General features: G+C 70.7%; 10 protein-coding genes. 9 read left to right on the top strand and 1 reads right to left on the bottom strand.

The window, feature by feature from the left end:
• Positions 1-17: 17 nt before the first annotated feature.
• Both FB391_RS13835 and FB391_RS13830 read left to right on the top strand, forming a co-directional pair.
• Positions 18-719: a helix-turn-helix transcriptional regulator gene (locus FB391_RS13835; protein WP_141895268.1), complete on the top strand. Its 702-nt coding sequence runs from the start codon at positions 18-20 to the stop codon at positions 717-719.
• Positions 720-804: 85 nt separating this feature from the next.
• Complete coding sequence (locus FB391_RS13830) at positions 805-1,203, top strand: VOC family protein (RefSeq protein ID WP_141895267.1); 399 nt, start codon at positions 805-807, stop codon at positions 1,201-1,203.
• On the opposite strand, the gene FB391_RS13825 is transcribed toward FB391_RS13830, so the two are convergent.
• Positions 1,181-2,224, bottom strand: coding sequence for a CorA family divalent cation transporter (locus FB391_RS13825; RefSeq protein WP_141895265.1), 1,044 nt, complete (start codon positions 2,222-2,224; stop codon positions 1,181-1,183). The two genes, FB391_RS13830 and FB391_RS13825, sit on opposite strands and share 23 nt — an antisense overlap.
• Before the next feature lie 126 nt (positions 2,225-2,350).
• Between FB391_RS13825 and FB391_RS13820 the strand changes: the two genes are divergently transcribed.
• The 7 genes from FB391_RS13820 (at position 2,351) to FB391_RS13790 (ending at position 12,457) form a co-directional block, all read left to right on the top strand.
• Positions 2,351-3,040 (top strand): alpha/beta hydrolase, encoded by a 690-nt coding sequence (locus tag FB391_RS13820; protein ID WP_141895263.1) that lies wholly within the window; start codon positions 2,351-2,353, stop codon positions 3,038-3,040.
• A gap of 45 nt (positions 3,041-3,085) precedes the next feature.
• A complete protein-coding gene (locus tag FB391_RS13815) occupies positions 3,086-4,492 on the top strand; it encodes an ABC transporter substrate-binding protein (RefSeq protein ID WP_141895261.1) in 1,407 nt (468 codons plus the stop codon).
• A gap of 82 nt (positions 4,493-4,574) precedes the next feature.
• The gene (locus FB391_RS13810; protein WP_425462959.1) at positions 4,575-5,564 is read left to right on the top strand and encodes a carbohydrate ABC transporter permease; all 990 of its coding nucleotides are present in this window, start codon (positions 4,575-4,577) and stop codon (positions 5,562-5,564) included.
• Complete coding sequence (locus FB391_RS13805) at positions 5,561-6,499, top strand: carbohydrate ABC transporter permease (RefSeq protein ID WP_246093524.1); 939 nt, start codon at positions 5,561-5,563, stop codon at positions 6,497-6,499. Before FB391_RS13810 ends, FB391_RS13805 begins: the two co-directional genes overlap by 4 nt.
• A 29-nt stretch (positions 6,500-6,528) precedes the next feature.
• Complete coding sequence (locus tag FB391_RS13800; RefSeq protein WP_141895257.1) at positions 6,529-9,996, top strand: glycosyl hydrolase; 3,468 nt, start codon at positions 6,529-6,531, stop codon at positions 9,994-9,996.
• A gap of 18 nt (positions 9,997-10,014) precedes the next feature.
• Positions 10,015-11,394, top strand: a complete 1,380-nt coding sequence (locus FB391_RS13795; RefSeq protein WP_141895256.1) for a Gfo/Idh/MocA family protein — start codon at positions 10,015-10,017, stop codon at positions 11,392-11,394.
• A gap of 67 nt (positions 11,395-11,461) precedes the next feature.
• Complete coding sequence (locus FB391_RS13790; RefSeq protein WP_246093522.1) at positions 11,462-12,457, top strand: LacI family DNA-binding transcriptional regulator; 996 nt, start codon at positions 11,462-11,464, stop codon at positions 12,455-12,457.
• Positions 12,458-12,576 lie beyond the last annotated feature (119 nt).

Genomic DNA, 12,576 nt, shown 5'->3' with positions numbered 1-12,576 from the left:
GGAAGGGATCGGCGACCGTGAACCGCACCGATCGTCTGTTTGCGCTCGTCGAGGAGCTGCGGGCCGCAGCCCCGAAGCGTCGCAGCGCACGATGGCTGGCCGAGCGCTTCGAGGTGTCGGTACGGACGATCGAGAGGGATCTGTCCGCCCTGCAGCAGTCGGGCGTGCCGATCTGGGCGGAGTCCGGCCGCGCCGGGGGCTACGCGATCGACAAGACGGCGGCGCTGGGCCCGATGGGGTTCACCCCCGACGAGGCGCTCGCGATGCTGATCGGCCTCGGGACTCTGCGTCGCGGGCCGTTCCGGCATTCGGCCGGGGCGGCGATGCGAAAGCTGCTGGCCGTGATGCCCGACGACGACGCCCGTCGCGCCACGAGGCTGGCCGCCCGCATCCACCTGCTCGAGCCCGAGGCCGAGGACCCGGTTCCGCCGGAGTTCGCGGCGTCGCTCCGGACCGACCGCGTCGTGCGCCTGGTCTATCGCGACGGCGCCGGAGACGTGAGCGAACGCGAGGTCGAGCCGCTCGGCTCCATCGGGCGGGACGGCGTCTGGTATCTGATCGCCTGGTGCCGGCTCCGTGGCGGCGTCCGGGCGTTCCGCGGCGACCGGATGATCTCGGTCCGCCTCACCGACGAACGTCCCGAGCCCCGACGGCTCCGACGGGAAGACCTCGACATTCCGTTCGGGACGCTCCGATCGGTCGTCGAGGATCTCGGCTGAAGACTCCGCGAAACACCGACATGACGGTGTCGCGTGCCCTTGCGAGGCTGGTGGCCCGCGATCCCGCATCCATCAGGAGGTCCTCGTGCCGTTCGCATCCATCCGCATCATCACCGACGACGTCGACCGGCTCGTCGCGTTCTACGAGCTCGCGACGGGGCTGACCGCCGAGAGGCCGGCACCCGTCTTCGCCCAGCTCACCGGTCCGGGCGCGACCCTCGCCATCGCGAGTCCGGCGACGGTCGCCATGCTCGGCGACGCCCTGATCCCTGCGGCGAACCGCTCTCTGATCGTCGAGCTCGAGGTGACCGATGTCGACGCGGAGTTCGCGCGGCTCGAACCCGCGCTGACACAGGTCGTCCTGCCGCCCGCGACGATGCCGTGGGGCAACCGATCCGCACTGTTCCGCGACCCGGACGGCAATCTCGTCAACGTGTTCAGCCGGCCGGCCACGCCGTCGTCTAGAGCCAGCGGCGACGCTTGAACATGACGTAGATCACGACGTCGATGGCGACGATCGCGATGCCGATCGCCACCCAGCCGTACTCCCACTGCACGAGCGGGATGTTCTTGAAGTTCATGCCGTAGAGCCCCGCGATCAGCGTCGGCGGTGCGAGCATCGCCGCGACGGCCGAGATGGTGCGCATGTCCTTGTTCTGGCGCGCGGCGACGTTGTTCTCGTGGCTGGACAGCACCGCATCCAGTGCCTTGCTCTGGTTGTTGATCAGCGCGGCGGTGCCGGCCGCATCGTCGAGGAGATCGTGCAGGTAGGGCACGATGTGCTCCTTGCCGACGGTGAGGGACTCCAGGTGGCTGGTGCTCTCGCGCAGCGCGGCGGCGATGCTCGACACGGCGCGGTCGACCCGGCCGATGTCCTTGCGGACGCGGTAGATCTCACGATGGTCCTCGTCGGTGGTGTCGCTGAACACCTGCTCCTCGAGCTTCTCCAGCTCCGTCTCCACGTCGGCGGCGGCTTTGGCGTACCCGTCGACGACGTCCGCCATGATCGTGTACGCGGCGGGCATCGTGCCGTTGCGAAGCTCGGGCGGCGCCTCCTCCAGAGGCGCGCGCAGGTCGGTGAGCTTCCCGCCTTCGGCGCGCTGGACGATGAGCAGCCACCCCTCCCCGATGTACAGGAACGTCTGGCCGAGCACGAGGCCCTCTCCGTCGTCGCTCTCCAGGATGCTCCACAGCATCACGAAGAGGTGCTCGTCGAACTTCTGCACCTTCGGCTGCTGCCGCCCTGACGCCACGTCCGCCGCCGCGATGGGATGGATGCCGAGGATCTTGCGTGCTGCGCGGACGGTCTCTTCGTCGGGGTCCGTCACATGGAGCCAGGCGAACTGGTCGTGTCGTCGCGCCCGCGCGACGAGCTTCGGGGTGGAGGCCAGCTCGAAGTCGGGCAGCTCCGCCAGCTCGGGTGCGAGAAGGAACGCCCGCAGCTGCGGGAGGTCGCCGGTTCCCGGCTGTGCACCCTGCCCGTCGGGAACGGCGGTGTCACCCATGTGGTGAGCCTAGGCGCTTCGTCCGCGCGCGTCACCCGGTGGCGCCGCGCCACGTGCCGAGTTGCCCCGCCGCCCGGCTTCGTGTCACTCTGGTGCCCTTGTTAACCGGTTTCAAAGGTTGTGGCAATGAGACTGCATGCCCTCGTCCTCCCCGGCGGAAGCTACCTCCGTCATGCCGCGCACGAGGCGCAACCCGTCGCGGAATGGCTGCACGACCTGGGGATACCCGCGAGCGTGTTCCGCTACCCCGTGGGCCGGGCGCACCCCGCCGCTCACGCCGCCATCGCGCAGCGCATCCGAGAACTGCGGGCGGGGGGCGTGGACCGCATCCTGCTGGTCGGGTTCTCCGCCGGCGGGCACGCCGCGGGCCTTGCCGCCCTCGCGCCCGATCGCCCGGACTCGAGGGTGGATGCCGTCATCCTCGGCTATCCCGTGGTCTCGCTGAAAAGGCACTCCCATCAGGGATCCAGTCGTGTGCTGCTGCAGGGTGACGACAGTGCCGAGCGCCGGACGGCGCTGTCGCTGGAAGCGCTTGTGACACCCGGCGCACCGCCGTTCTTCGTCTTCCACTCGCTCGACGACCACAAGGTGCCCGTCGAGCACTCGCTGCTGCTGTCGGCAGCGCTGCGCACGCACGGCATCCCGCACGAGCTGCACCTGTACCCGGTGGGCGGCCACGGCTGCGCGCTGGGCGCGGAGGGGGTGGACTGGACCGCGGCCTGCGTCACGTGGCTCGCGGCCGGCGGCTGGATCGAGAAAACGATTCCTGTTGACACCGGCCAGCTCGTACGACAGAGTTATGAAACCGGTTGTTAGAAGAATCGAAGACGAGAGCACCGATCTACGAAGGAGTAGGGACAGATGACACAGCATCGTTGGCTGCGCGGCGCGGGCCTGGTATCGGCCATGGCGGTCGCGGGCATCGTGATGAGCGGGTGCGCGGGGGCGGCGCAGCCCGCGGCGTCGGCGCCGGACGCCGGCGCGACGTGCGACGCGGACGCCGAGGTCACGATCACGGTCGGCGAGCGGCCGACGTCGGATCAGACCGCGAACCTCGAGGCGTGGGAGAACGCCATCGCGGCATTCGAGGACGAGCACCCCAACATCACGATCGACGACGAAGAGACCAAGTACGACGTGACGACCTTCCCGGCGCTCCTGGTCGGTGGAACCCTCCCGACGACGCTGCAGGTGCCGTTCACCGACATCCAATCGCTCATCGAGCGCAAGCAGGCCGCCGACATCACCTCCTACGTCGAGGACGACGAGGTCCTCAGCCAGCTGAACCCCCAGCTCGCCGCCGTAACCCAGGACGCCGACGGACGCACCTACGGCGTCGTCCGCGCCGCCTACACCATGGGTCTCATCTACGACCGTGCCCTGTTCGAAGAGGCCGGGCTCGATCCCGACGCGCCGCCGGCGACCTGGGACGACGTGCTGGATGCCGCGGCCACCGTCACCGAGAAGACCGGCCAGACCGGCTTCATCATCCCGACCACCGGCAACGTGGGCGGCTGGCTGCTGACGTCGATGTCGTACTCCAACGGCGACCTGGTCGAAGAGGTCGACGGGGACGACACCACGGTCACCCTCGACACCCCCGGCATGGAGGCGAGCCTCCAGTTCCTGCACGACGTGCGCTGGGAGGAGGAGGCGGCCGGCGCCAACTACCTCTACGACAACAACGCGATCCGCGACGACATCGCCGCCGGATCCATCGGACAGAGCCTCAACGGGGCGAACCTGTACAACAGCCTCGTCATCGGCCGCGGCATGGCCAAGGAGGACTTCGGGCTCGCGCCCTTCCCGGTCGGCGAGGACTCGATCGGCGTCCTCGGCGGCGGCAACATCCAGTGGTACAACCCCAAGGCGACGGCGGACCAGGTCTGCGCCGCGCTGGAGTGGACGAAGTTCTACTTCCTCAACCGCTATGTCGACGAAGAGGCCGCCACGACGTGGGCCGAGGCTCAGGTCGCCGACGATCTCCCCGTCGGCCTGCCCGAGGTGCCCGTCGTGTCGGACGAGCAGTACGAGACCTACCTCGGCTGGATCGAGCCGTACATCAACGTCCCGCGTGAGAACTACACCGCCTACCTCGACAGCCTGGCGACGGCGGTGATCGTGCCGGAGCCCGCCAAGAAGGCGCAGGAGCTGTACGCGGCTCTGGATCCGGTCGCCCAGGCCGTGCTGACCCGGGAGGACGCCGACTTCGCGGAGCTGCTCTCGGCGGCGCAGGCGCAGGTGCAGGACCTCATCGACGCCGAATGACGCTCCCCGCCGGCCGCGCGGATCCGCTCCGCGCGGCCGGCGGGAGCGGCTCCTCCATCCAGTCACCGACGGGAGAACGACCGTGACCGCCACCGCTCCGCCCCTTCTCGGCGCACCCGCCGCCGACGACCCCGGCGTCACGCCGGGCATGCCGGGCCCGCCGCGGCGACGCCGGCGCTCTCCGGGTGCGGCGGTCGCGGCGTGGCTGCGCGGCGGGGGTGTGCCGACCCTCCTCATGTTCGTGCCGCTGCTGCTCACCTTCGGGTACTTCGCGTGGTGGCCGATCCTCAAGAGCCTGATCCTCGCGTTCCAGCACACCGACCTGATGACCGAGCCCACGTGGGTCGGCCTGCGCAACTTCGAACGCGTGCTGGCGGATCCGCTGCTGTGGACGGCCGCCGGCAACACCGTGTGGTTCGCGACGCTCGCGCTCGTGATCGGGTTCCCGCTGCCGATCCTCATGGCGATGGTGATGGCCGAGCTGCGGCGCAGTCGCCAGATCTCCAGCGTCCTGGTGTACCTGCCTGTGATCATCCCGCCCGTGGTCAGCGTCCTGCTCTGGAAGCAGTTCTACGATCCGTCCGCGTCGGGCCTGTTCAACACCGTGCTCGGCTGGTTCGGACTGGGCCCGGTGGGGTGGCTCCAGGATCCCGTGATGGCGATGCCCAGCATCGTCATCCAGGCGACGTGGGCGACCGCCGGCACGGCCACGATCATCTACCTCGCGGCGCTCATGTCGATCCAGGCCGAGCTGTACGACGCTGCGGAGGTCGACGGGGCATCGGTGCTGCAGCGCACGTGGCATGTCACCCTGCCGCAGCTGCGCAGCGTCATCCTCCTCATGCTGCTGCTGCAGATCATCGGCACGATGCAGGTGTTCACCGACCCGTTCGTCATGACCGGCGGAGGCCCCGAGAACCGCACCGTCACGCTCCTGATGCTCATCTACAACTACGCGTTCCTGTCCGGAGACTTCGGCAAGGCGACCGCTCTGAGCCTGCTGCTGGCCGTCGTGCTGAGCGTCATCTCAGCCGTCTACCTCCGCCTCACGCGGAAATGGAGCGAATCGTGACCTCTGTGACGACGACCCTGCGCGCCATCGTCAAGCGTCCCGCCGGCCCCGAGGAGTCGGAGGACCGCACCAACATCTCCGAGCTGGATCGCACGCGGCGGTCGGTGCGCATCACGACGGTCATCCTCGCGGTCACCGTGATCGCGGGCCTTCTGCTGGTGTCGTTCGGACCCCTGTTGTGGCTCTTCAAGGCCGCGCTGTCGACGAGCCAGGACATCCTGAAGTACCCGTTCGAGTGGTGGCCGAGCGGCATCCAGTGGCAGAACCTGCCCGACGCCTGGTCGCAGATCCGCATCGGTCAGTACCTGCTCAACACCGTCTGGATGGCGGCGGGATGCTGGTTCTTCGGCCTTCTCGTGGCGCTCACGGGCGGTTACGGCATCGCGATCCTGCGACCGCGGTACGCGAAGGCGGTCAACGTCGCGGTGCTGGCCACGCTGTTCATCCCCGGTGTCGTGTCGCTCATCTCGCTCTACGTCACGGTCCTCGACGTGCCGCTGCTCGGCGTCAACCTCGTCAACACCTTCTGGTCGGTGTGGTTGCCGACGGCGGCCAACGCCTTCAACGTGCTGCTCGTCGCCCGCTTCTTCGATCGGCTGCCTCGTGACGTGTTCGAGGCGGCGAAGATCGACGGCGCGGGGGTGTTCCGCGTGTTCTGGTCGATCGTGCTGCCGATGTCGCGACCGGTGATCGGCGTGGTGTCGCTCCTGACCATCGTGGGCTCGTGGAAGGAGTTCCTCTGGCCGCTGCTGGTCCTGCCGTCGCCGGACCTGCAGCCGCTGTCGGTCGGCCTCTATCGCATCAGCGACACCGCCCCGACGAGCCTGCTGATGGCGGGCATGTTCATCTCGGTGATCATCCCGATCGCCCTCTTCCTCTTGTTCCAGCGACAGTTCCTCCGCAGCGCCGGCCAGGCCGGCGCGATCAAAGGGTGACCGACGGCGGTCGCCCGGATCGGAAAGCCATGTCTCACGCCCTCACCCGCCCGTCCGTGCGCGCGATCGCTGCGATGGCGGCCATCGCGGTGACCGCGGCAGTGCTCCTCGTGACGCCGCAGCCGGCGACGGCGAGCATCGCCGAGTCGGACTCCTTCGACGGGTGGACCACCACCGTGTCGGGAACACCGGACTTCACGGTGCGCGCCGACGCGACGGCATCCCACGACGGCGCCGCCTCTGCGCGCATCGACTACGCGTCGCCGTACTCGAACTCGTACGTGGACCTGCGGCAGAGCATCCGCGCCACCGGCGGGACGACCTACGCGATGAGCGCATGGGTGCGCACCGAGGGTCTCTCGTCGTCAGGGTCCGCGTACTTCGTGCTGAGCGGCGACCACTCCCAGCGCGTCGAGCTGCCGGCCGGCACCAACGACTGGACCCATCTGCAGTGGACATACACGCAGCCCGCCGGCAGCATGACGTTCGTCATGCGGTTCCTCGTGCGCGGCCCGGGGACCGTGTGGGTCGACGACGTGCGGATGACCGCGCCGGGAAGCGATGCGAACCTCGTCGTCAACCCCGCTTTCGAGTCGCACGACCCGCCGCCCGGAACCCTCGCGTTCACCGACACGGCCCTCGTGTACGGCGTCGGCGCGGCTGCGGTCGGCGTCACCACCATCGCCGACACCGTCGACTGGGATGTGCGGGCGGCCTCCGGCCAGCGCGTGGACTCCGGCTCCGAGGCTGCCGCCGCCGGCACCGCCTCGATCGACCTGTCGAGCCTGCCTGCCGGGTACTACACGCTCACGATGTCGGTGGATGCTCCCGTCCCTGCTACCCGCACCGGCTCGCTCGCGATCGTCGAGCCGTCAGCACCGGGCGGGTCGGACACGCACCCGGTCGGTGTCGCCGTGCACGTGAACCGCTACTCCGTCGGGCAGGTCGACACGCTGATGGAGCCCCTCGGCGCGGGAACGCTCCGCGAAGGCCCGTCGTGGGACACGATCGAGACGTCGCCCGGCGTGTACGAGTTCCCGGCGCTCTTCGACGCCCAGCTGGCGGCGGCGAAGGCCCGCGGCGAGCGCCCGCTCGTGATCCTCGCCTACTTCAGCCGGTGGTACGACGGCGGCAAGACGCCCAGTTCGCCCGAGGGCATCGCGGCCTTTGCGAACTACGCGTCAGCGGTGGCGGCGCACTACGGCTCGGACGTCGACTACGAGATCTACAACGAGTTCAACCACACCTTCAACAACGGCGCGTGCGGCATGACGGCCGCGTGCTACTACGACCTGCTGGTGCCGGCGGCCGACGCCATCCATGCCGCAGCCCCCGGCGCCCGTGTCGTCGGCCCCGTCAGCGCCGGCGCGAAGTGGGACTTCATGGAGGATCTCTTCGCGCGGGGGGCGCTGGACTACCTCGACGTCGTGAGCTATCACACGTACGACTTCCCGGTCGCGCCCGAGGGGCGCACCGAGGCGGGTGTGGCCACACTGCGCGGTCTGATCGACGAGTACGCGCCGGGTTCCGGCATCCCGATCTGGCTCAGCGAGCACGGCTGGACCACGACCGCCGGCGGAACCACCGAGCAGCAGCAGGCCGCGTACCTCGCCCGTTCGGCGGCGCTGCTGGAGGCAGCCGGGATCGAGCGCGTGATCTACTACGAGCTGATCGACTCGGGATCCAACCCGGCCGAGGCCGAGCACAACTTCGGGATCGCGCGCCGGCCGGCCGACGGCGGGACGGCGCTCACGCCCAAGCCGGCCTATGCAGCGCTGGCGGTGTTCAACCGGCTGACGGCGGGCCGCGAGCTGACGGCGCTGCACCGCCTCGACGGAGCCGTCGTGGCCGAGTACGCGGATGCCGCCGGTGACGTCCTGCGGATGCTGTGGGCAACGGGCGACCGCGTCACCTTCGCGGCCGACACCGCCTCGCAGGCGCGGATCACCAAGGCCGACGGCCGGTCGTGGCGGGCGCGGGCGGACGGGCGGATCGAGCTCACCGTCGGGTCGGACCCGGTGTACCTCAGCGGTGCGGCGGCGACGCCCTCGCTCGTGACCCAGCCCGCGGTGACCATCGACACGCCCGACGAGATCGCGGTGAACGGCACCCCGTCGGTGGCCGTCCAGGCCGATCGCGCAGCCCTGGGTGTCACCGGGGATCTGACGGTGTACGGCCCGGTCGGCGGCCCGACCGCGCTCGGCGGAACGGGCGACACGGCGACGGGATCGGCCGCGCTCCCGGCCTTCCGCGAGCTCGGCGCACACCCGGTCTGGTACACCGTGCGCAGCGGCGACGAGGTCGTGGCATTCGTCGACGACGACACCACCATCGTCGAGAACCCCGTCCTCTCGCTGGGCCCGGCTGCCGGCGACCCGCCGCAGCTGACGGTGTCGATGCAGAACCTCGCGGGCTCCGGCGATGCGACCGTCGGAGACGTCTCGTGGAGCGTCGGCCCCCTCACGGGCACCCTGCCGGCCTCGACGCTCGCGGACGGCGAGACGCGCGCGGTCGCGCTCGCCGCACCCGGCCTCGAGCAGTGGCGGCCGTACCCGTTCACGGTGACCGCGACGACGTCGTCGGGCGAGCGACACCTGGCCGGCACGACGGCGCTCGCGCCGATCGTCGCCGAGCCGGCGGCCCCGGTCGCGGTGTCGTGGCGCGACACCGGCACGTATGTGGCGATCGCAGGAGGGCAGCCGGATGCCGCCGACCTGGGCGGAACGTTCGCCCTGTCATGGAGCCCCGAGGGCCTGCGGGTGCGCGCCGACGTGACCGACCAGGACCACACCGCCGCCGCGACGATCGACCGGCTGTGGTCGGGCGACTCGCTGCAGTTCGCCGTGTCGCGCGGCCTTCCCGGCGCCGACGCGTCGTCGCGGGTCGAGCTCGGCGCGTACCTGGGGGCTGACGGCGCCGGCGTCTACCGCTACACGGCGCCTGTCGGGATCCTCGAGGATGCCACCGCCGCCGTGACCCGGGTGGGCACGACGACCTCGTACGACGTGACGGTGCCGTGGGACGTGCTCGGCCTGGATCCCCGCGACGGGGCCTTCTCGTTCTCGGCGCTGGTGAACGACAACGACGGCGGCACGCGCGAGGGGTTCTACGAGTGGGGGAGCGGGATCGGCGCGGCCAAGAACGCCGCCCTGTTCGTTCCCGTCCTGCCGCTCGTCACGGGCGACGCCGGTGTGACGGCGACCGTGCAGGCGCACTGCCAGGGCAGGGTACCCGTGCTGGCCGTCAAGGTCCGCAACACCGGTGCCGTCGCCGCCGACATGCGCGCGGTCGCCGCGTTCGGCGAGGTCGAGCGTGCCGGGCTCCCGTCGGGCGCGGCCGCGGTGCTGCGCCTGCGCGCGGACGCCCCGACCATCGACGCGGGCATCGTCCGGGTGACCGCATCCGTGCCCGGAAGCGCCACGGATCCGGCCGGATCGTACGCGACCGCGGAGGTGTCCGTGCCGGCCCTGGACTGCGCGGCCACCGCGCCCCGATGACCCTCGAGAGGACCTGACATGACACGACAGACGCGATACGCGCTCGTCGGCACCGGCGCGCGGGCGCAGATGTACCTCGGCGCCTTCACCGGCGCGCACGCCGAGGACGCCGAACTGGTGGCGTGGGCCGACCCCAACCCCGGCCGGCTCGACTGGAACGCGCGTCGCCTCGCCGAGGCGGGGCACCCGGTTCCGCAGACGTTCGACACCACCGAGCTCGCCGGCGCCGTGCGACGGCTCGAGGTCGAGCGCGTCATCGTCACGGCGCCGGACTTCGCACACGCCGACCTCGTCGTCGCGGCGCTCGAGGGGGGTGCCGACGCCGTGGTCGAGAAGCCGCTCACGATCGACGCCGACGGCGTGCGCCGGATCGCCGACGCCGTGGAGCGCACAGGCCGGTCGGTCGTCGTCACCTTCAACTACCGGTACGCGCCGCGCAACAGCGCCCTCAAGCAGCTCATCGCCGACGGCGAGCTGGGCGAGATCACGTCGGTGCACTTCGAATGGCTGCTCGACACGTCGCACGGTGCCGACTACTTCCGCCGCTGGCACCGGCGCAAAGAGAACTCCGGCGGGCTGCTCGTCCACAAGTCCTCGCACCATTTCGACCTCGTCAACTGGTGGCTCGACGACCTGCCGGAGCGCGTGTTCGCCAGCGGCGGCTTGCGGTTCTATGGCGCGCGCAACGCCGCGCGCCGCGGGCTGCCCGAGCGCGCGGCCCGTGGCACCGTCGACGCCGCGACGCGCGACCCGTTCGCGCTCGACCTGCGCGAGCACGACGTCCTGCGCGGGCTCTACTACGAGCAGGAGCACCACGACGGGTACCTGCGCGATCGCGACGTCTTCGATGAAGGCATCACGATCGAAGACAACCTGTCGCTGATCGTGGACTATGCTGGCGGCGCCGGCATGACCTACTCACTCAACGCCCACTCGCCGTGGGAGGGCTACACGGTCGCGGTGAACGGGACGAAGGGGCGCGCCGAGCTGTCGGTGGTCGAGCGCGGGGCGCTCCTGCTCGACGGCTCGGGGCGTCCGGTCGTGGTCGATCCGAGCGCGCGCCCCGAGGACGTCGCCGACGACACCGGCCGCCCCGTCGGCGAGCGGCTCGTCGTGCAGCGCCACTTCGAGGCGGCCCGCGAGATCGCCGTGCCGCATGTGACCGGCGGGCACGGCGGCGCCGACGACGCCCTGCTTCGGGATCTGTTCGCCGGCGCGGGAGCCGATCCGCTGGGCCACGCGGCATCCTGGCTCGACGGCGTGCGCGCCATGGCCGTCGGCGTCGCGGGCAACGCGTCGCTCGCGACGGGACTGCCGGTGCGGGTGCGCGAGCTGCCCTTGGGCGCCGCGCGAGCCGCACTCGATCCCCGCGCGCCCGCCGCATCGGCGGCGTCGTGAGGGCAAGAGCGATGCCGCGCCCCGCGGTACCTCGCCGTCCGAGTTGCCCGGTCAGTAGGATCGCGTGATGGTCACCCAACGTGCTGTGCGGCTGAGCGATGTCGCCGCGGTGGCCGGGGTGTCGAAGGCCACCGCGTCGAAGGCGCTCAACGGCAGTCCGCTGGTGTCGGCGGCGACCACTGCGCGGGTGCGCGAGGTCGCCGAGCGCCTCGACTTCCGCCCCAACGCGCTCGCCCAGTCCTTCGCGTCAGGCCGCAGCAGGACCGTGGGCCTGCTCACCCATCGCGCGACCGCGACCTTCTCCCGTGCCGTCATCATGGGAGCCATCCTCGAGCTCGGGCGGCGCGAGCGCGCCGCGCTCGTGTTCGACGGACGGATCGACACCCATCACGAGATGACCGAGAGCATCCGCACGCTGCAGGACCGTCGCATCGACGGACTGCTCGTGGTGGGCTCGGGCTTCGGCCGCGTCACCCCGTCGATCACGCATCAGTTCGAGGTGCCCGTGACGTATGCGTTCGCGGCATCCGACAATCCCGACGACTCCGTCTTCGTCCCCGACAACGAGCAGGCGGGCTACCTCGCCGGTCGTCACCTGCTGGAGTCCGGGCGCACGCGGATCGCCCACGTCACGGCAGACCGCGACGATCTGGCCGTCCGCCGCCGTGAAGCGGGGCTGCGACGCGCTCTCGACGAGGCCGGGCTCGAGCCGGTCGCCACGCTGTACGGATCGTGGCGACGCGAGTGGGGCGACCAGGCCGCCGGATCGCTGCGGGACTCCGGCGTCGCGTTCGATGCGGTGTTCGCGGGCAACGACCACATCGGGTTCGGCGTGCTCGACGCCTTGGAGGAGCGAGGCGTCGGGGTTCCGGCCGACGTCGCCGTCGTGGGCGTCGACAACTGGGAAGAGGTCATCCTCGATCAGAAGCTGCGGCGCCTGACCACCGTCGACCTCGATCTGCTCGGCGTCGGCCGCGTCGCGGCCGACAACGTGATCGAGCCCGCAGCGACCGTCGGCGAGCACTTCGTCGCGCCTTCGCTGGTCCTCGGCCCCTCGACCTGACCGGACGGGACGCACGCCGTCGGGCGTCCAGCCGGCCATGCTGCTCACGCCGCGGAGCGCTCCTGCGGCTCTCGGCGTCGCAGCGCGGGGGAGAGGATCGGCGCGGTGCTGTACTCCTA

This window comes from Microbacterium kyungheense (assembly GCF_006783905.1).
Classification (GTDB): domain Bacteria; phylum Actinomycetota; class Actinomycetes; order Actinomycetales; family Microbacteriaceae; genus Microbacterium; species Microbacterium kyungheense.
This window is presented reverse-complemented; position numbering and strand designations above follow the sequence as displayed.